This window comes from Kitasatospora sp. NPDC088779 (assembly GCF_040685395.1).
In the GTDB taxonomy this organism is placed as follows: Bacteria; Actinomycetota; Actinomycetes; order Streptomycetales; family Streptomycetaceae; genus Kitasatospora.
Window position 1 is genome coordinate 98,520 of sequence record NZ_JBFBHW010000010.1, and the last position, 19,566, is coordinate 118,085.

Here is a 19,566-nt window from a genome sequence, read left to right on the forward strand (position 1 = left end):
CGGCGTCTGCGCGTGCCACACTGCGGAGATGCCGTCCCCCACGCAGCGCGCCCTGGCCCGGGTGCCGGCCCGGCTGCGTCCGTACCTGGTGCGGCACCGCAGGCTGGTGAAGTTCCTGCTGGTCGGCGGCGCCTGCTTCACCCTCACCCTGGTGATCGACTTCGAGCTGAAGTTCACCGTGCTGGAGCACAAACCGGTGGTCGCGCTGACGATCGCGACCGTGATCTCGACCGTCGTCTCCTACGTGCTCAACCGTCGCTGGGCCTTCCGGACGGCCGGGCACCCGCGCGAGGCACTGCTGTTCTTCCTGGTCAGCGCCATGGCGATCGCCGTCAACGACCTGCCGCTGGCACTCTCCCGCTACGCCCTGGACCTGCGCGAGCCGTACGTCGGCCCGTTCGCCCAGGAGACCGCGGACTTCCTCAGCGGGATGGTCGTCGGCACCTTCGCCGCGATGCTGTTCCGCTTCTGGGCGATGCAGCGGTGGGTCTTCACCCGGCCCGCCGAACGGGCGCACCCTAGGTACGAACCCGGTTACGCTGCACCCGAGATGCCACGGGATGCGCCATAAGGCCGTGAGGTGAGGGTTATGCGCGGGGAACCGGACGCGGTTCGGAGCGGGCCCGCCAGCCAGCAGGGGATGCGCCGGGCCAACCTGGCCCTGGTGCTCGGGGTGATCGCGCGCGCCCCGCGATCCCGGGCCGAGGTGGCCGCCGAGACCGGCCTGACCAGGGCCGCCGTCTCCTCGCTCGCCGAGCAGCTGATCGCCGGCGGCCTGGTCGTCGAGGAGGGCCCGGCCGCGCCCAGCGGCAAGGTCGGCCGCCCCGGCACCGCGCTCGGGCTCAACCCGCTCGGGCCCGGCGGCCTCGGCGCCGAGATCGGCGTGGAGCACCTCGGCGCCTGCGTGGTCGACCTGAGCGGCGAGGTCCGGACCTGGCGCCGCCGCGAGGTCCGCAACCGGGGCCGCCGGCCCGCCGCGGTCATGGCCGACCTCGCCGAACTGCTGCACGCGGCCGTCGCCGAGTCGGGCCTGCGCCCGGCCGGGCTGACCCTGGCCGTCCCCGGGCTGGTCGGCACCTCCGGCGGGGTGCTCCAGCGGGCCGCCAACCTGGGCTGGCGGGACGTCCCGCTGGCGGCCGAACTGCGCCCCGCGCTGCGCGCGGCCGGCGCGGCCGAACTGGCCGAGCTGCCGGTCGAGGCGGACAACGAGGCCAACCTGGGCGGGCTGGCCGAACGGTGGCTGGGCGGCGGCCCGGAGGACTTCCTGTACGTCTCGGCCGAGGCCGGCGTCGGCGCGGCGATCGTGGTCGGCGGGCGGCTGCTGCGCGGGGCGCGCGGCTACGCGGGCGAGTTCGGCCACGTACCGGTCCACCCGGACGGCCACCGCTGTGCCTGCGGCGCGCACGGCTGCCTGGAGCAGTACGCGGGGGAGGCGGCCGTGCTGCGGGCGGCCGGGCCGGCGGGCGCGCGGGGCGACTGGGTGACGCTGCTCGCCGGGCGGGCCGGGGCCGGGGACGAGCCGGCCCTCGCGGTGCTGGCCGGGGCCGGTTCGGCGCTGGGCATCGCGGCCGCCGGGGCGGTCAACCTGCTGGACCCGGCCGAGGTGGTGCTGGGCGGCGGCTACGCCCGGCTGGCGCCCTGGCTGCTGCCGGCGATGCGGGCCGAGCTGGCCGCCCGGGTGACGGTGCGGCCCTGGTCGGACGAGCGGCTGACGGTGTCCCGGCTGGGCCGGCGCGGGCCGCTGCTGGGCGCCGCGGTGGGCGTGGTGCGGGCGGTCGTCGCGGACCCGGGCCGGTTCGCCGGCGGCTGACTCCCGGCCCGGGACGCACCGGAGCCCCCGGCCGGGCGGCAGGGGGCTCCGGGTGAGGAACGCGGGGGATCAGGCCTCGGAGGACGCCTCGGCGGCGACGATCTCGCGGCCGCCGGAGCGCGGGCCGCGCAGCACGGCCAGGTAGGCGACGCCGATGCCGATCAGCGCCCAGACCACCAGGACCACGATCGGCATGCCCAGGTTGGTGGAGCCGAAGTAGGCGATCGACTTGGTGGCACTGGTCCCGGCGCCGTTCGGGATCAGCGAGCCGATGGCCCGCCAGAACGGCGGCATCATCGGTGCCGGGTAGACGCCGCCGGCGCTCGGGTTGCCCAGCACCACGAAGATCAGCACCGCGACGCCGATGCCGATGACGTCGAACAGGCACTGCAGCGCCATGGTGAACGCGCCGACCGTGAACACCACCAGGGCGCCGATGCCGGTCAGGGCCAGGATCGAGCCGGGCAGCGCGTCCAGCACCGGTCCGGCGATGATCGTGCCGCCGAGGCCGGCGCCGACCGAGTACAGCGCCAGCACGCCGAGGCGGATCAGCAGGCGGTGGACGTTGGCGGGCTTGGAGCCGGCGCTGATGCCGAGGATCGAGGCGACCAGGTAGCCGCCGACGCACCAGCCGATGACCAGGTAGAACGCGGAGAGGCCGTTGGTGTCGCCCTTGGCGAGCGGCACGACGTCCTCGACCTTGACGGTGCGGCCCTGGGACTTGTCCAGCGCGGTGGTGATGGACTCGGCGGCCTTGGCGGCGGAGGTGCCGCGGGCGCCGCCGACCAGCAGGGTGTCCTCGGTGCCGGTCGGGTTCACGACCAGCGCGGCGTAGATCTTCTGGTCCTTGATCTGCTGGGTGGCCGTCTCGGCGTCCGGGGCGGTGACGGCCTTGACGGCGTCGTCCGGCACGGATTCCAGCCCCTGGACCAGCTTGGGGGTGACCTGCGGCGGGGCGACCACCGCGATCGACAGCTCGTGCGGGGCCGGGTGGTGCAGCGCCCCGACGTACGAGGTGATGAAGCCGAGCTGCAGCAGCAGCACGCCGATCACGAGCAGTGCCGCACGCGGTGTGACCGCGCCCTTCAGTTCAGCGACGAAACCCTGCCCCGGGGCGGCCATCCACATCTCCTTGTGTATTGGGGGAAAACGGATACTTCATACCATGAACTAGTTGGCTTGTCGCACCCCGCGCGCCGCGTTCCGGCCAACGCGGCTGCGGGATACTGGCGCGGTGAGTGACGAGGAATCCCTGCTGGCGGTGGAGCGCGAGGTCGCGCTGATGTTCCGGCGGGGCCGGGCCCGAGTGGCGGAGCTCTCACGCCGGGTGCACCCCGAGCTGGAGGGGATGGCCTACAGCATGCTCGGCTACATCGAGCAGGCCGGGCGGGTGCGGGTGACGGACGTCGGCGTGCACTTCGCGGTCGGCAAGGCCACGGTGAGCCGGCAGATCCGGGCGCTGGAGGAGCTGGGCCTGGTGGCCCGGGAGACGGATCCGCTGGACCGCCGGGCCGCGCTGGTCTCGCTGACCGAGGACGGGCGGCGGCGCTACCTGGCGGCCCGGGACGTCCGGATGCGGCGGGTGCGGGAGCTGCTGGGCAGCTGGTCGCCGGAGGACGTGGACCGCTTCGCGGTGCTGCTGCACCGCTTCAACGACGTGATCGGGGATCCGCCGGCGGAGTGACCGGTGGCCGGGCCCCGGGGCGGGGCCGGTCCGCGGCGGTTGGGGCCGGGCCCGGGGCGGCGGCCGGGGCGGCGGCCGGGGCGGCGGCTGGGGCGAGGCCTTTACTTGGGCTTGAAGAAAGTTGCCTTAGTCAACCATCGGGCCTATGGTTGCGTAAGGCAACGATTTTCCCTGCCCGTGCACCCCCGCCCCCCGCTCACTCCTCCCGCCGAAGGACCCAGATGACCGTCACAGCCGAGGCGACCGTCGGAGCCGCCGTCGACGATCAACCGATGACCCACCGGCAGGTGATGGAGGCGCTGTCCGGCCTGCTGCTCGGCCTCTTCGTGGCCGTGCTCTCGTCGACCGTCGTCTCCAACGCCCTGCCGCACATCCTCACCGACCTGCACGGCGGCCAGTCCGCCTACACCTGGGTGATCACCGCGGCCCTGCTGACCCTGACCGCCTCCACCCCGATCTGGGGCAAGCTCTCCGACCTCGTCAGCAAGAAGCTGCTGCTCCAGATAGCCCTGCTGATCTACATCGCCACCTCCGCCCTGGCCGGCCTCTCCCAGAACACCGCCGAGCTGATCGCCTGCCGCGCCCTCCAGGGCATCGGTGCCGGCGGTGTGGTCGCACTGGGCCAGATCTGTCTGGCCGCGATGGTCCCGCCGCGCGAACGCGGCCGTTACAGCGGCTACTTCGGCGCGGTCTTCGCGCTGGCCACCATCGGCGGACCGCTGATCGGCGGCGTCATCGTGGACACCTCGTGGCTGGGCTGGCGCTGGTGCTTCTACGTCGGCATCCCGTTCGCGCTGGCCGCGATCCTGGTGGTGCAGCGCACCCTCAAGCTGCCGGTGGTCAAGCGCAAGGCGAAGATCGACTACCTGGGCGCGCTGGTCATCACCGGCGCCGTCAGCCTGCTGATGATCTGGATCACGCTGGCCGGCACGAACTACGACTGGCTGTCCTGGCAGACCGCCGCGATGGTCGGCGGCGGCCTGCTGCTGGGCGCCCTGGCCGTGGTGATCGAGCGCCGCGCCGCCGAGCCGATCATCCCGCCGGACCTCTTCAAGTACCGCACCGTCACCCTGGCCGCGGTGGCCAGCGTGCTGGTCGGCGTCGGGATGTACGGCGCGACCACCTTCCTCAGCCAGTACTTCCAGCTGGCCCGCGCCAAGTCCCCGACCATGGCCGGCCTGATGACCCTGCCGATGATCCTCGGCCTGGCGCTCGCCTCCACCGTCGCCGGCCGGCTGATCACCAAGTACGGCAAGTGGAAGGCCTACCTGGTCGCCGGCACGGCGCTGCTCGCGATCGGTTTCGGCCTGCTCGCCACCGCCCGCGCCGACACCGACTACAAGCTGCTCTGCGTCTACATGGCGATCACCGGCATCGGCCTCGGCCTGACCAGCCAGAACCTGGTGCTCGCGGTGCAGAACACGGTGCCGCGCCACGAGCTCGGCGCGGCCAGCTCCGTGGTGACCTTCTTCCGCACCATGGGCGGCGCGATGGGCGTCTCCGCGCTCGGCGCGCTGATGAACAGCAAGGTGACCCACTACCTCGCGGAGAACCTGGCCGCCGCGCACATCCCGGCCGCGAGCGCGGCCGGCGGCGGGGGCATCCCGGACCTGCACAAGCTGCCCGCCCCGATCGTCCCGCTGGTGACGGACGCGTTCGGGCACGGCGTCGGCACCGTCTTCCTGTGGGCCGCGCCGTTCGCGGCGCTGGCCTTCGTCACGGTGCTGTTCATCCGGGAGACCGCGCTGAAGACCAGCCAGCAGGGCTGACTCCGGGCGGGGACGCGCGAACGGGCCGGGGAGTGTGGATCACACTCCCCGGCCCGTTCGGTTCGTCCCGCGCGCGGACGGCGGGAACCGTCGGACCGCGCCCTACGGCGCGGCGATCAGGACCAGGCCGTAGACGACGGCCGCGGCGCAGAGGCCGAAGCAGGCGTAGGCGCCGGCCAGGGCCAGCCGGCCGCCGCCCGGCTCCTGGGCGGCCTCGCCCTCGCGGGCGCTCAGCGCGGCCTCGCGGCGGGACAGGGCCAGGATGCCGAGCGCGAAGACGGAGACCACGGCGACGGTGATGCCGAAGCTGGCACCGGCGGTCTGGGCCAGGGCGTTCCACTTGATGTGCATGGCGGGTGCTCCTCAGCCTGCGGCGCTCAGGCCGCGACCGTGGTCGAGGCGGGGGTGGGGGTGTTCGCGGGGGCGGCGGTGGCGGGGATCTCCACCGGGGTGACGTCGTTGACGTCGTTGACGTTGTCCGCGCTGATCGGCTGGCGGCGGGAGATCAGCCACATCGCGCCGGAGCCGGCCACCAGCACGGCGCCCACCAGGACGATGCCCCAGGTGCCCTGGCGGACCAGCAGCGCGGCACCGCCCGAGACCAGCGCGGCGGCCGGCAGGGTCAGCGCCCAGGTGTAGACCATGCGGCGCACCAGGCTCCAGCGCAGCTCGGCCTTCGGGCCGCCGAGGCCGGCGCCCATGATGCCGCCGGAGCAGACCTGGGTGGTGGAGAGGCCGAAGCCCATGTGCGAGGAGGTCAGGATGACGGTCGCGGCGGCCGACTCGGAGGCGAAGCCCTGCGGCGCCTTGATGTCGGCGAGACCCTTGCCCATCGAGCGGATGATCCGCCAGCCGCCCATGTAGGTGCCGAGCGCGATCGCGGCGCCCGCGGAGATGATCACCCAGGTGGGCGGCAGCGCGCCGTGCGGCAGGGCGCCGACCGACACCAGGGTCAGGGTGATGATGCCCATCGTCTTCTGGGCGTCGTTGGTGCCGTGCGCGAGCGAGATCAGCGAGGACGAGAAGATCTGGCCGGTCTTGAAGCCCTTGGTGGCGGTGGCCTCGTTGCCCTTGCGGGTGATCGCGTAGGCCAGCTTGGTGGCGCCCCAGGAGGCCAGGCCGGCGACCAGCGGGGAGGCGATCGCCGGGATCAGGATCTTGGAGAGGACGGTGTCGAAGTTGACGCCGTTCATGCCGACGCCGACCACGGTGGCGCCGATCAGGCCGCCGTACAGCGCGTGCGAGGAACTGGACGGCAGGCCGCGCAGCCAGGTCAGCAGGTTCCAGAGGATCGCGCCCGCCAGTGCGGCGAAGATGATCTCGGGGTGGATGCCGCTCTTCTCGTTGACGATGCCGCCGGAGATGGTGGTGGCGACCTTCACGGACAGGAACGCGCCCGCGAAGTTGAGGACGGCCGCGATGGTGACCGCGACCTTCGGCCTGAGGGCTCCCGTCGCGATGGAGGTGGCCATCGCGTTGGCGGTGTCGTGGAACCCGTTGGTGAAGTCGAAGGCGAGCGCCGTGATGATCACAACGGCTACCAGGAACGAGATGTGTTCCATACCCAAACAATCGTCGTAGTTGTCGCACGGACGTTGGTGTCGTCGCGACCGTAGGTCTGTTTGGTAAACGGAAGGTGAACTGAGCCGGGAATCGTGGTTCCGCTGGTGTCCCAGTGGTGTCCGGAAGCTTTCGGAGGGGTGTCGGCGGTCGCGCTGAGCTGGACATTAGCGAAGTTCGCCCCGGTTCGCTCCGGTTTGCTGAGAGCTGTCTCACAGATCAACCGAGAATTAACCTCCCAGTCCGGATGCGCCCTGTTTCCGGTGAGTAACCCGTGGGAGGATCTGCGGGATCCGGGGACGCCGGTGACAGGCTGGGGCGGGGAGGACCAACCCATGGGCGGGGCTGCACAGCGCACTGAATCGGCAGTCGTACGGCCCTGGCTGAGGGCGGCACTGCGTTGCGGAGCCGCCCTCGCGGCCGCCGCGCTCGCCCTCCCGCTCGCCGCGCAGGCCGCGTACGCCGCCCCCGATCCGGGCGCCTCGATCACCGCGGCCAGCCCGGGCGACGACCCGCTCGCCGCCGCCAAGGCCACCCTCGGCCCGCTGCTCGACCAGCTGCACACGCTCTACCAGAGCGCCGAGACCGCCACCGAGCAGTACAACGGCGCCGTCGCCAAGGTCGCCGAGCAGCAGGCCGCGCTCACCGACCTCCAGGGCCGGCTGGACCGCCAGCAGAAGCAGGTCGACGCCGGCACCGACATCGCCTCCCAGCTCGCCGCCGCCCAGTACCGCAACGGCGCCGCCTCCGCCTACGCCGAACTGCTGCTCTCCAAGGACCCGTACGAGGCCGTCACCATCGCGGAACTGCTCACCGCCGCCAGCCGCTCGCAGTCCGAGTTCCTGGACCGGCTGAAGACCGACCGCGAGGCCCTCGCCGGCCTGACGAAGCAGACCGAGGACGCGCTCAGGACCTCCCAGACGCTGGTCACCCAGCAGGACGCCGCCAAGGCCAAGGTCGCCACCGACCTCGCCTCCGTCGAGCAGCTGGTCTCCTCGCTCACCGGCGCCCAGCGCACCGAACTGGAGAAGCTGGAGAAGGCCAAGGCCGACGAGGCCCAGCTCGCCTTCCTCGCCTCCGGCGCCCTCGGCAAGGGCGAGCGCACCCCGTCGGCGGCCGGCCGCACCGCCGTCGCCTTCGCGCTCGCCCAGCTCAACAAGCCGTACCTGTGGGGCGGCGCGGGGCCGGACTCCTACGACTGCTCGGGCCTCACCTCGCAGGCCTGGCTGCACGCCGGGCTGCCGATCCCGCGCACCAGCCAGGAGCAGTGGGCCCAGCTCCCGCACATCGCGCTGAACCAGCTCCGCCCCGGCGACCTGGTCATCTACTTCGAGGGCGCCACGCACGTCGCGATGTACATCGGCGGCGGGCTGGTCGTCCAGGCACCTCGGCCGGGCGCCGTCATCAAGGTGTCGCCGATCGGCTCGATGCCGATCCTCGGGGCGGTGCGGCCCGACCCGTCCGGCGCGGCGGACGAGGCCGGCGGCAGCTGGAAGGTGCCCGACCTGCCCGCCGGCTGGGACACCGTCACCCCGATCGCGCCCAGCCCGGCCAACCAGGTCCCGACCGCCCCGGCCCCCGGCACGCCCGCCGACCCGCCGGCCACCCCGGGCACGCCGTCCACCACCCCGGGCACGCCCGCGGACACCGGCACCGGCACGCCGTCCGGCACCGGAACGCCCACCGACCCGGGGACGCCGTCCGGCACCGGCACCACCGCCCCCGGCACGCCCACCCCGACGCCGACCGGGACCGGCACCGGGACCGGCACGCCCGCCCCGACCGGGACGGGCACCCCGGCGCCGACCGGCACGGGCCCGGCGACGCCCACCCCGACCGGCGCCGGCACCCCGGGTTCCACCGGCACCGCCGCCTCCACCACCACCGGCTCGGCGAGCGCCGGGGCCCCGGGCAGCGCCACCGCGACACTGCCGCTCGGCACCAACTGAGTCATGAGGAAGGCCGCCCGGCGTCCGCGGACGCCGGGCGGCCTTCGCGTGCGTCACGCCGGGGCGCCGGTGTCCGGCTCGAAGCGGACGACCACGGCCTTGGAGGTCGGCGTGTTGCTGATGTCGGCGGTGGAGTCCAGCGGGACGAGCACGTTGGTCTCCGGGTAGTAGGCCGCCGCGCCGCCGCGGGCCACCGGGTAGTGGACCACCCGGAAGTGCGGGGCGCGCCGCTCGACGCCGTCCCGCCACTCGCTCACCAGGTCGACGAAGTCGCCCTCGGCCAGGCCGAGTTCGGCGGCGTCGGCCGGGTTGACCAGGACCACCCGGCGGCCGCCCTTGATGCCCCGGTAGCGGTCGTCCAGGCCGTAGACGGTGGTGTTGTACTGGTCGTGCGAGCGCAGCGTCTGCAACAGCAGGCGGCCCGGCGGGACCTCGGGGGCGGTGAGCGGGTTGACGGTGAAGTTGGCCTTCCCGGTCGCGGTGGGGAAGGTCCGGGAGTCGCGCGGGCCGTGCGGCAGGGTGAAGCCGCCGGGGCGGCGGACCTTCTCGTTGTAGTCCTCGAAGCCGGGGACGACCCGGGCGATCCGGTCCCGCAGGGTGTCGTAGTCGGTGGCGAAGTCCTCCCACGGCACGGTGTCCCCGGGGCCGAGGACGGCGCGGGCCAGCCGGCAGACGATCGCGGTCTCGGAGAGCAGGCCGGGGGCGGGCGGGCGCAGGCCGCCGCGCGAGGAGTGCACCTGGCCCATCGAGTCCTCGACGCTGACGAACTGGGCGCCGGCGCCGGTGACGTCCCGGTCGGTGCGGCCCAGGGTGGGCAGGATCAGTGCGCGGGCGCCGGTGACCACGTGCGAGCGGTTGAGCTTGGTGGAGACGTGCACGGTCAGCCGGCAGCGGCGCATCGCCGCCTCGGTGACGTCGGTGTCCGGGGTGGCCGCGACGAAGTTGCCGCCCATCGCGAAGAACACCCCGACCCGGCCGTCGCGCATCGCCCGGATGGTGTCCACCGAGTCGAGGCCGTGCGCGCGCGGCGGCTCGAAGCCGAACTCCTCGCCGAGCGCGTCCAGGAAGGCCGTCGAGGGCCGCTCGAAGATGCCCATCGTCCGGTCGCCCTGGACGTTGCTGTGCCCGCGCACCGGGCAGACCCCGGCGCCCGGGCGGCCGACGTTGCCGCGCAGCAGCAGGAAGTTGACCACCTCGCGGATGGTCGGGACGGCGTGCTTGTGCTGGGTGAGGCCCATCGCCCAGCAGACGATGATCTTCCGGGAGCCCAGCACCAGCCGGCCGAGCTCCTCGATCTGCTCCCACGGCAGGCCGGTCGCGGCGAGCACCTCGGCGCGGTCGGTCGTTTCCGCCTGCGCCTCGAACTCCTCGAAGCCGTGGCAGTGTTCGGTGACGAAGGCGCGGTCGACGCCGTCCTGCTCCAGGATCATCCGGTTGAGCGCGCGGAACAGCGCCAGGTCCCCGCCGAGGCGGATCTGTAGGAACAGGTCGGTCAGCTTGGTGCCGTGGCCGACCAGGCCGCGCGCGTGCTGCGGGTTCTTGAAGCGCTCCAGGCCGGCCTCCGGCAGCGGGTTCACGCTCACGATGGTGGCGCCGGCCCGCTTGGCGCGCTCCAGCGCGGAGAGCATCCGGGGGTGGTTGGTGCCCGGGTTCTGGCCGGCCACGATGATCAGGTCGGCCTGGTAGAGGTCCTTGAGGCTGACGCTGCCCTTGCCGACGCCGAGCGTCTCGGTGAGCGCCGAACCGGACGACTCGTGGCACATGTTGGAGCAGTCCGGCAGGTTGTTGGTGCCCAGCCGGCGGGCGAACAGCTGGTACGCGAAGGCGGCCTCGTTGCTGGTCCGCCCGGAGGTGTAGAAGGCGGCGCCGTCCGGGGTGTCCAGGGCGCGCAGTTCCTCGGCGATCAGCGCGAAGGCGTCGTCCCAGGAGACCGGCGTGTAGTGGGTGGCGCCCTCGTCGAGCAGCATCGGCTGGGTGAGGCGGCCCTGCTGGCCCAGCCAGTAGCCGGAGCGCCCGGCCAGCTCGGCGACCGGGTGGGCGGCGAAGAACTCGGCGCGGATCCGGCGCTCGGTGGCCTCCTCGGCGACGGCCTTGGCGCCGTTCTCGCAGAACTCCGCCGTGTGCGTCTTCCCCGGCTCCGGCCAGGCGCAGCCGGGGCAGTCGAAGCCGTCCGGCTGGTTGACCTTGCGCAGCGTGGCGAGGGTGCGGAGGGGGCCCATCTGCTCGGCGGCCATCCGCAGGCTGTGGCCGACCGCGGGCAGCCCGGCCGCCGCGTGCTGGGGCGCGGACACCTCGGGGGCGTCCTGCGCCGGGTCGCTCTGCGGGGCCTGCTTGGCCATGACCGCTTCTCCTCGGCTCTGCTCGTCCGGCGGCCGCGACACCGGGGCCGTCGGGCCCGCCGCTTCGTCGCGGGGGCTCAGGGCCCATCCTTCCATCCGGGTGAAGGCGGGGGGAGGGGGGCCGAACGGGCGTCGGTGGAGTCGGAGAGGCCGGGGTGGGCCCTGGAACCCGCTGCCGGGCCCACCCCGGGGCCCGCCCTCAGGCCCCCCTCGTCCGGCCGGAGGGCGGGCGCGGCGGTGGCGGGGTGCGCTGACCGCACGGCGGAGCAGGGGCGGCGACCGCCGACAGCGCGGCGAGGCGGGTGCCCTGGCGGCGGCGGGCGGGCGGGGGATCGTCGACGGGCCCCGGGGCGGCGGCCGGGAGCGCGGCCAGCGCCCGCAGCAGCGCGCGGGCGGCGGCGTCGTTCTGCCGGAATCCCGGGGAGTTGGTGCGGGGCCGGGCGAAGGCGGCGGCGGCGCGCAGGCTGGTGTGCGGGCCGAGTGCGGTGCGCCGGGGGTGCGGGGCGCCGCCCAGGGCCGGGTCGAGCAGCCGGCTGTCGCCGGGGGCGATGGTGACCAGGCCGGAGCGGTGGGTGTACTCCTCGTCGGCGACCACCTCCTCCACGAGCCGCCCGGCGCGGTGCAGTTCGCGTAGCACCGGGTCGAGGGTGCGGGTCAGCTGGTGCTTGGGCAGGTACGCCTCGACCAGGGCGGTGGCGGCGACGGTGTGGCCCGGCACGGTGTCGCCGCCGGCCCGCCAGGTGCCGGTGGCCTCGTCCCGTTCGACCCGGACGCCCGCGCCCAGGAAGCGCACGATCCCGGCCTCGGAGAGGGCGAGCAGCTGGCGCAGCCGGAAGCCGGGCGGGCCGGAGGCGAGGTAGCTGAAGTAGCCGAAGAACCACCCGTCCACCTCCTCGGCGACCGAGCGGGCGGTGAGCCGGCCGGTCGCGAGGATGCGCGGGAGCTGGCCGAACAGCGAGAGCAGGGCGAGGAAGGCGCCGAGGTCGGCGCTGTGCGCGGGGTCGGCGCGGCGGTCGGCGTCGGCGGTGACGTAGGCGCGCAGGTGCTGCTGGAGCTCCTCGGCGGAGCCGAGTTCGAGGCCGGCCAGCGGGTGGTCGAGCCGTTCGAAGTCGATCCGGTCGGCCGGGTCGGGTACGGCCTCGGCGGCCAGGGCGGCCAGGGCGGGGGAGTACCAGTCGTGCCGGTCGAACCGGGCCAGGAACTCCGGCCAGGGCAGCGCGGTGCGCTCGGGGTGGGCGTGGAACAGCTCGTGGTAGTGCCCGAAGGCGGTCTCCTTGGCCATCAACGGCCAGAAGTCGCGCCGGAGTTCGAGCGGACCGCCGGTGGCGAGGACGGCGTCCACGGCGGCCGCGTCGAAGTACCGGGGGAGCGGGGCGGGCGGCCCCTGGAGGCGGTAGCCGGTCTTGGAGTGGTACGGGACTCCGCGCCGGGAGCCGAGGTGCAGCACCGGTTCGCGGCCGGACGGGCGGTAGCGCAGCCCGTCCCCGGTGGGCTCGAAGCGGCCGCCGCGCCCTTCGGTGAGCAGGGCGACCAGGTCGACGGAGGCCAGGCCGAGGCCGCGCAGCACGACGTGCTCGCCGGGGGCGATGCCGTCCAGGTCGGCGTCGGCGGAGTAGGCGGGCGGGAGGTGGAAGCGGCCGTGCCGGGCGGCGAAGTCGGCGTCGGCGGCGTACCGGGGGTGCGGGGTGGAGTCGAGGTGGCCGAGGGTGAGGGCGACGTGGTCGGCGGTGAGCGTGCGGCCGGTGAGGTGGACGGTCTGCGGGCCGTCGGGCGGGCCGTCGATCCGCCGGACGGTGTCCCGGTGCACGGTGACCGTGACGTGCGGGGGCAGGTCGGCGACGGCGCGGCGGAACGCCCAGTCCAGGTAGGCGCTCTGGGCCCGGCGGGTGGGGAAGTCGGTGGGCGCGAGGGCGTCCAGTTCGGCCCGGACGGCCGGGTCGGCGACCTCCCGGTAGGGCGCGAACTCCCGCCGCCGGAGCGCCCATTCGGCCAGCGAGGGGCCCGGGCGGACCGGCCCGTCGATGGTCGAGCGCTCGTCGGTGAACATGGTGACGTCCTCGGCCATCGAGTTCATCCGCAGCAGCGGGGACTGTTCGTGGCGCCAGATCCGGCCCGCGCCGGGCGGGTGCGGGTCGACCAGGTGGACGTGCAACGGCCTTTCGGCGGGCAGGAGTTCGGCCGCGTTGGCGGCGATCCGCTCCAGCAGCCCGGTGCCCCGCGGGCCCGCGCCGACGATCACCAGAAGACTCATGCCGCCACCTCCCGCAGCCGCCGTAGGGCGGCCCGGGCCCGCTGGAGCGGGGTGGGCGGCAGGCCGTCCCGGGTGGCGCCCTTGGCGTAGTGGCGCTCGACGTAGTACTGGCCGACGGACAGCAGGGTGGTGACCACCAGGTACCAGATGGTGGCGACCACCAGCATCGGGATGACCCGGTACGACTGCAGGTAGACCAGCTGCACCGAGTAGAGCAGGTCGGAGACGGCCAGCACGCTGACGATGCTGGTGCCCTTGAGCGCGCTGATCAGCATGTTCCCGGCGGTCGGCACGATCGAGCGCATCGCCTGGGGGACGACGATCCGGCGCAGCACCCGCCACCGGCCGAGGCCGAGCGCCGAGGCGGCCTCCAGCTGGCCGCGGTCGACGGACAGGATGCCGCCGCGGATCACCTCGGCGGCGTACGCGGTCTCCAGCAGGGTGAGGCCGATGACGGCGGTGAGGGTGGGGCCGATCAGGTTGACGGTCTTGACGGTGACGAACTCGGGGCCGAACGGGATGCCCAGGCCGAGGGTCGGGTAGAGCGCGCCGATGTTGAAGAAGAACAGCAGCTGCACCAGCGGCGGGGTGGAGCGGAAGATCCAGATGTAGCCCCAACCCAGGGTGCGCAGCACCGGGTTGCCGGACATCCGCATGACGGCGAGGCCGGTGCCGAGGACGAAGCCGAGGGCGAGGGTGACGGCGGTGAGCCAGAGGGTCAGGGTGAGGCCGTTGAGCACCGACCCGGCGGTGAACCAGTCGGCGACCACGTCCCACTGGAAGGCCTTGTTGCGCACCACGGAGTTGACGGCCATCGCGGCCAGCAGCAGCGCGATCCCGGCGCAGACCCACTGCCCGGGCCGGCGGCGGGCGACGATCCGGGCGGCGGGGTCGGGCGGCGGGCCGGGGCGGTCGGGGCGGTCGGGGGCGGTGGCGCCCGCGGGGGTGGGGGTGGAGCGGGCGGGGAGGAGGTCCTGCGGGGTGGCCATGGCGGCGGCTCCTGGCGGAGGTGCGGGCGGGCGGGAGGTACGGGTGTGGTCACGTACGGCCGTCGCACCGGCCCGCGTCCCTCAACACGGCCGGCGCTGTGCACTGCACTCCGCCGTGATCGTACGCATGCGCGATCGACGGCTGTCAAGGGTGGTCCGGGCTCCGACCGGGGCCCGGCGCGGACCGGTCGCAGGACGACAGGAGATCGCAACAGAGCGGCAATGATGGGTGGTTGACGGACCACTTGGCAGGCTGTTCAACTTGAGGCCATGTACGCCGAGCAGCCCCTGGTCACCCGCGACCACATCGACTTCGGTCGGGTGTGGTCCGCGGCGTGTCGCGGCTGACCCGGCAGCGGGCCGCCCGTCCGGCCCCGATCTCCCGCGGGGAGCCCTCCCTCGGTCTGCCCCGCCGCGGGCCGGGACCAGCCGTCCCCAGCTGACGGCGTCCCAGGCGCACGCTGCCGTCCGACGACCTCGCACTGAACTCCGGCAGTACTCCCTCGTCCACGTCTGCCTCCCACCTCCTCCCGCCGCGCGCGCCGACCCCACCGTCGGCGCGGCCGCCGCGCACCCGTGTCCACGGCCGCCCCGCCCCGGCCGGCTCCGGCCTGCCCACCCGCAGTCCACCGGACTCCGCTCACCCCGAAAGGTTCCGCCATGCCCGTCGAATTCCTCGGTATCGCCGCCACCGGCGACGGCTCGGAGACCACCCCCCGCTCCACCGCGGCCTTCGACCGCGACTACACCCTGCGGCTGGCCCGGGCCCACGAGGACCACGGCTGGGACCGGGTGCTCTTCGCGTACGGCGCCGGCTCCCCGGAACCCGCGGCCGCGGCGGCCTTCCTCGCCTCGCACCTGGACCGGCTGCAGATCCTGCTGGCGCACCGGCCGAACGTCTCCTACCCGACCTTCGCCGCCAAGACCTTCGCGACCCTGGACCAGATCAGCGACGGGCGGCTGACCGTCCACTTCATCACCGGCGGCAGCGACCACGAGCAGCAGCGCGAGGGCGACTTCCTGTCCAAGGACGAGCGCTACGAGCGCACCCGCGAGTACATCGGCATCGTCAAGAAGGCGTGGACCAGCCGGGAGCCCTTCGACCACGAGGGCGCCCACTACCGCTTCAACGACTTCGTCTCCGACGTCTTCCCCGTCCAGCAGCCGCGCCCCGGGGTCTCCTTCGGCGGCTCCTCGGACGCCGCCTACGCGGCCGGCGGCGCCGAGGCGGACGTCTACTGCCTGTGGGGCGAGCCGCTGGCCCGCACCGCCGAGCAGATCGAGCGGGTGAAGGAGGCGGCCCGGGCCGCCGGGCGCACCGACGTGCCGCGGATCCAGGTGGCGTTCCGGCCGATCATCGCGCCGACCGAGGAACTGGCCTGGGAGAAGGCGCACCGGACGGTGGCCGCGATCAAGGCCCGCCGGGAGTCCGGGGAACTCGTCCGCCGGGGCCGCCCGTTCGGCGCCGCAGCGCCCGAGAACACCGGCTCCCAGCGGTTGATCGAGATCGCCGAGGCCGGCGAGCGCTACGACCGCGCGCTGTGGACCCCGACCGCCGCGGCCACCGGCGGGGCCGGCAACTCCAACGCCTTGGTCGGCACCCCGGAGACGGTCGCGGAGGCGCTGCTCGACTACTACGACCTCGGAGTGGACATCCTCTCCGCCCGCGGCTACCACCTGCTCGACGACGCGATCGACTTCGGCCGCCACGTCATCCCGATCGTCCGCGAGGAGGTCGCCAAGCGGGACGCCGCCAAGGCCGCGGCGGCGGCCGAGCGCGCCGAGCGGACCGAGCGGGACCGGCACCAGCTGATCGCGGTGCAGGCGTGAGCGCTCCGGACCGGTGGGCCGGCCCGGCGGCCGGGTTCCGCCGGGTCACCATCGACGACCCGCTGGTCGAACCGCTGCTGCGCGAGCTCACCCACGAGTACGTCAGCCGCTACGGCCCCGAGGCGCACCAGGAGATGACCCGCTACCCCCGGGACGCCTTCGCCGAGCCGCACGGCGTCCTGCTGCTCCTGCTGGAGGACGGCGAGCCGGTCGCCGGCGGCGCGTACAAGCGGTACGACGAGCGCACCGCCGAGCTGAAGCGGATGTGGACGCACTCCGCGCACCGCCGCCGCGGCCTGGCCCGTCGGGTGCTGGCCGAGCTGGAGCGGACGGCGGCCGCCGTCGGCTACGCCCGGATCTACCTCACCACCGGTCCGCGCCAGCCCGAGGCCAGGGGCCTCTACCTGGCGTCCGGCTACACCCCGCTGTTCGACGTCGCCGCCGATCCCCTGACGATCGGCCCGCTCCCCTTCGAGAAGCACCTGCCGGTGCTGGCTCCGACCCCCTGAAAGGCCCCCCGTGAGAAGCACCACCGTCCGCCGCCGCCTGCTCGCGGCCACCGCCCTGCTGCCGGTGCTGGCGCTGGCCGCGTGCGGCTCGGACCCGAAGATCGCGGGCCCGGCGGGGGCGAGCGGGCCCGCCGCCACCGCCGTCTCCCAGGACGTCGTCTCCGGTCTCGCGAAGTCGGACGCCGCCGCCGCGCTGCTGCCCGAGGAGGTCCGCAAGGCCGGCACGCTGACCTTCGGCGCGTCCTTCGGCTCGCCGCCCACCGCCTTCTACGCCGACCAGGCCACCAAGAAGCCGGCCGGGATCGACGTGGACTTCACCGATGCGGTGGCCAGGCTGCTCGGGCTGACCGTGCAGCGCCAGGAGGCCGCCTTCGAGACCATCCTGCCCGCCCTGGACAGCGGCAAGTTCGACGTCGGCACCGGCAACTTCGGGGTCACCACGGCCCGGTTGAAGACCATCGACTTCGTCACCTACATCGACGACGGCCAGGGCTTCGCCGTCCGCAAGGACAACCAGGCCGTCCAGCCGGTCACCGACCTGCTCCAGCTCTGCGGGCTGACCATCGGCACCGGCGCCGGCACCACCTTCGAGACCACGCTGAACGCGAAGCGCAACGCCTGCACCGACGCCGGGAAGAAGCCGTACGAGGTCAGGGCGTTCAGCGACCCCGGGGCCGTGCTCACCGGCCTCCAGCAGGGCCGGGTCGACGTCCTGATGTCCACCATCAACGGCCTGCGCTACCAGGCCGCGCAGGAGGTCTCCGGGACGCGCTTCCTCGGCGAGTTCCACCGGCTGGACGTCGGCTTCGCGTTCAAGAAGGGCTCGAAGCTCACCCCGGCCTTCCAGGCGGCGGTCAACCAGCTGATCAAGGACGGGACGTACGAGCGGATCCTCAAGAAGTGGGGGGTCGCCGAATCGGCGATCAAGGAGTCCCTGATCAGCCCGCCCGAACACCAGTGATCCCCGGGTCTGCCGAAGGAGCCCCCCGATGACCGCCAGCACCACCGCGACGTCCCAGGCCCAAGCCGAGGCTCAAGCCGAGGCCCAGGCCCAGGCCCGGGTCGAGCGGGCACCGGCGTCCGGACCCGATCCCGGTCCGGGCACCGGCGCCCGTCTGGACCTCGACGAACTGGCCGCTCTGCGGGCCGTCCCCGCCCGGCACCCCTGGCGCTGGGGGATCGGGGTCGCCGCCCTCGTCGTGCTCGCCCAGTTCGCCCACGGCCTGGCCACCAATCCCGGCTGGGACTGGGCCACCTTCCGGGTCTACTTCACCGCCGACACGATCGTCCAGGCGGTCGGCCGCACCCTCGAACTCACCGTCTACGGCACCGGGCTGGGCTTCCTGCTGGGCGCCGTGGTGGCCGCGATGCGGCTGTCCCGCAGCGCGATCCTCCAGTCCATCGCCTGGGCGTACGTGTGGGTGTTCCGCTCGATCCCGCTGATCGTCCAGCTGGTGTTCTGGTTCAACCTGTCGTACCTCTACAAGCGGTTCGGGATCGGCATCCCGTTCGGCCCGACCTTCGGGGACTTCGAGACGGTCGGCGTGCTGAGCGCGCTCGGCGCCGCCGTGCTCGGCCTCGGGCTGCACCAGGCCGCGTTCGCCGCCGAGATCATCCGCGGCGGCGTCATCGCGGTGGACGCCGGCCAACGGGAGGCCGCCACCGCGCTCGGCATCCCGCGCTGGCGCCAGGGCTGGCGGATCGTGCTGCCGCAGGCGATGCGCGGCATCCTGCCGGCCGCCGCCAACGAGGTGATCTCATTGCTCAAGGGCACCTCGGTGGTCTACGTGATGGCCATCGGCGAGCTCTTCTACCAGGCCCAGGTGGTCTACGGCCGGACCGGCCGGGTGGTGCCGCTGCTGATGGTCGCCACCGTCTGGTACGTGCTGCTGACCACGGTGCTGTCCATCGGCCAGTACTACGTCGAGCGCTACTTCGCCCGCGGCGCGCAGCGCACCCCGCCGCCCACCCCGCTCCAGCGCGCCCGGGCCTTCGTCCGGAGCCTGCCCGCCCGCACGCCGACCGCCCGCACGCCGACCACTCGCGCAGCGACCGCGCGCACCACCGGAGGACGTCGATGACCACGCTCACCAAGACCGAACCGGCGGCCGCACCGATGGTGCAGGTCCGCGGCCTGCACAAGAGCTTCGGGCCACTGGAGGTGCTGCGCGGCGTCGACCTGGACGTCCCGGTCGGCTCGGTCACCGTGGTGCTCGGCCCGTCCGGCTCCGGCAAGTCCACGCTGCTGCGCGCGATCAACCACCTGGAGAAGCTCGACGGCGGCTACGTCGCCATCGACGGCGAGCTGATCGGCTACCGGCGCTCCGGCGACCGGCTGTACGAGCTCAAGGAGCGCGAGGTGCTGCGCCAGCGCACCCACATCGGCTTCGTGTTCCAGAACTTCAACCTGTTCCCGCACCTCACCGTGCTGGAGAACCTGGTCGAGGCGCCGATCGCCGCGCTGCGCCGCCCCAGGGCCGAGGCCAGGGCGACGGCGCTGGCGTTGCTGGAGCGGGTCGGGCTGGCCGACAAGGCCGCCGCGTACCCCCGGCAGCTCTCCGGCGGCCAGCAGCAGCGGGTGGCGATCGCCCGGGCGCTGGCCCTGGAGCCGAAGGTGCTGCTGTTCGACGAGCCCACTTCGGCGCTCGACCCGGAGCTGGTCGGCGAGGTGCTGGACGTCATCAAGGACCTCGCCCGGACCGGCACCACCATGATCGTGGTCACCCACGAGATCGGCTTCGCCCGCGAGGTCGCCGACACCGTCGTCTTCATGGACGGCGGCGTGGTGGTCGAGCAGGGCCCGCCGGCCGAAGTCCTGGACCGCCCCCGGCACGAACGCACCCGGGCCTTCCTCGCCAAGGTGCTCTGAACCGAGG

The 19,566-nt window shown here is 73.7% G+C and carries 16 protein-coding genes; 10 read left to right on the forward strand and 6 right to left on the reverse strand.

The features are described 5' to 3' along the window. The first annotated feature begins 28 nt into the window (after nucleotides 1-28). The gene (locus AB0P03_RS11925; RefSeq protein WP_363628694.1) at nucleotides 29-571 is read left to right on the forward strand and encodes a GtrA family protein; all 543 of its coding nucleotides are present in this window, start codon (nucleotides 29-31) and stop codon (nucleotides 569-571) included. An 18-nt stretch (nucleotides 572-589) separates the two neighbouring features. Then, on the forward strand, nucleotides 590-1,810 hold the full coding sequence (locus tag AB0P03_RS11930; protein ID WP_363628696.1) for an ROK family transcriptional regulator: 1,221 nt from the start codon (nucleotides 590-592) through the stop codon (nucleotides 1,808-1,810). Nucleotides 1,811-1,879: 69 nt separating this feature from the next. Here AB0P03_RS11930 and AB0P03_RS11935 read toward each other — a convergent pair whose 3' ends face one another. After that, nucleotides 1,880-2,932 carry an ABC transporter permease gene (locus tag AB0P03_RS11935; protein WP_363581935.1) on the reverse strand — a complete coding sequence of 351 codons (1,053 nt, stop codon included), beginning with the start codon at nucleotides 2,930-2,932 and terminating at the stop codon, nucleotides 1,880-1,882. A 112-nt stretch (nucleotides 2,933-3,044) separates the two neighbouring features. Here AB0P03_RS11935 and AB0P03_RS11940 point away from each other — a divergent pair, with 112 nt between their 5' ends. Further along, nucleotides 3,045-3,494 carry a MarR family transcriptional regulator gene (locus AB0P03_RS11940; RefSeq protein ID WP_363581937.1) on the forward strand — a complete coding sequence of 150 codons (450 nt, stop codon included), beginning with the start codon at nucleotides 3,045-3,047 and terminating at the stop codon, nucleotides 3,492-3,494. Nucleotides 3,495-3,715: 221 nt separating this feature from the next. Continuing rightward, nucleotides 3,716-5,263: an MDR family MFS transporter gene (locus AB0P03_RS11945; RefSeq protein WP_063347836.1), complete on the forward strand. Its 1,548-nt coding sequence runs from the start codon at nucleotides 3,716-3,718 to the stop codon at nucleotides 5,261-5,263. Between the two features lie 102 nt (nucleotides 5,264-5,365). Here the strand turns inward: AB0P03_RS11945 and AB0P03_RS11950 are convergent, their stop codons facing one another. Next, nucleotides 5,366-5,614 (reverse strand): hypothetical protein, encoded by a 249-nt coding sequence (locus tag AB0P03_RS11950; RefSeq protein WP_063347835.1) that lies wholly within the window; start codon nucleotides 5,612-5,614, stop codon nucleotides 5,366-5,368. A 26-nt stretch (nucleotides 5,615-5,640) separates the two neighbouring features. After that, nucleotides 5,641-6,825 (reverse strand): inorganic phosphate transporter, encoded by a 1,185-nt coding sequence (locus AB0P03_RS11955; RefSeq protein WP_363581939.1) that lies wholly within the window; start codon nucleotides 6,823-6,825, stop codon nucleotides 5,641-5,643. Nucleotides 6,826-7,158: 333 nt separating this feature from the next. Here AB0P03_RS11955 and AB0P03_RS11960 point away from each other — a divergent pair, with 333 nt between their 5' ends. Then, complete coding sequence (locus AB0P03_RS11960; protein WP_363628698.1) at nucleotides 7,159-8,772, forward strand: NlpC/P60 family protein; 1,614 nt, start codon at nucleotides 7,159-7,161, stop codon at nucleotides 8,770-8,772. A gap of 53 nt (nucleotides 8,773-8,825) precedes the next feature. On the opposite strand, the gene AB0P03_RS11965 is transcribed toward AB0P03_RS11960, so the two are convergent. The 3 genes from AB0P03_RS11965 to AB0P03_RS11975 all read right to left on the reverse strand — a co-directional run bounded on the left by AB0P03_RS11965 (nucleotide 8,826) and on the right by AB0P03_RS11975 (nucleotide 14,351). After that, nucleotides 8,826-11,111, reverse strand: coding sequence for an FdhF/YdeP family oxidoreductase (locus AB0P03_RS11965; protein WP_363581943.1), 2,286 nt, complete (start codon nucleotides 11,109-11,111; stop codon nucleotides 8,826-8,828). Nucleotides 11,112-11,310: 199 nt separating this feature from the next. Then, on the reverse strand, nucleotides 11,311-13,362 hold the full coding sequence (locus AB0P03_RS11970) for an FAD/NAD(P)-binding protein (protein ID WP_363628699.1): 2,052 nt from the start codon (nucleotides 13,360-13,362) through the stop codon (nucleotides 11,311-11,313). Beyond that, nucleotides 13,359-14,351 carry an amino acid ABC transporter permease gene (locus tag AB0P03_RS11975; protein ID WP_363581947.1) on the reverse strand — a complete coding sequence of 331 codons (993 nt, stop codon included), beginning with the start codon at nucleotides 14,349-14,351 and terminating at the stop codon, nucleotides 13,359-13,361. The genes AB0P03_RS11970 and AB0P03_RS11975 overlap by 4 nt, the downstream gene beginning before the upstream one ends. Nucleotides 14,352-15,011: 660 nt before the next feature. Between AB0P03_RS11975 and AB0P03_RS11980 the strand changes: the two genes are divergently transcribed. From AB0P03_RS11980 to AB0P03_RS12000, 5 genes are read left to right on the forward strand one after another with little or no spacing between them, the layout of a single operon-like run. After that, on the forward strand, nucleotides 15,012-16,181 hold the full coding sequence (locus AB0P03_RS11980) for an LLM class flavin-dependent oxidoreductase (RefSeq protein ID WP_363581949.1): 1,170 nt from the start codon (nucleotides 15,012-15,014) through the stop codon (nucleotides 16,179-16,181). Then, entirely contained in the window at nucleotides 16,178-16,690 is a 513-nt protein-coding gene (locus AB0P03_RS11985) for a GNAT family N-acetyltransferase (protein WP_363628700.1), read from the forward strand. The genes AB0P03_RS11980 and AB0P03_RS11985 overlap by 4 nt, the downstream gene beginning before the upstream one ends. A gap of 10 nt (nucleotides 16,691-16,700) precedes the next feature. Beyond that, entirely contained in the window at nucleotides 16,701-17,651 is a 951-nt protein-coding gene (locus AB0P03_RS11990) for an ABC transporter substrate-binding protein (protein WP_363628702.1), read from the forward strand. A 28-nt stretch (nucleotides 17,652-17,679) separates the two neighbouring features. Further along, nucleotides 17,680-18,771: an amino acid ABC transporter permease gene (locus AB0P03_RS11995; RefSeq protein WP_363581954.1), complete on the forward strand. Its 1,092-nt coding sequence runs from the start codon at nucleotides 17,680-17,682 to the stop codon at nucleotides 18,769-18,771. After that, on the forward strand, nucleotides 18,768-19,559 hold the full coding sequence (locus AB0P03_RS12000; RefSeq protein ID WP_363581956.1) for an amino acid ABC transporter ATP-binding protein: 792 nt from the start codon (nucleotides 18,768-18,770) through the stop codon (nucleotides 19,557-19,559). Before AB0P03_RS11995 ends, AB0P03_RS12000 begins: the two co-directional genes overlap by 4 nt. Nucleotides 19,560-19,566: the final 7 nt, after the last annotated feature.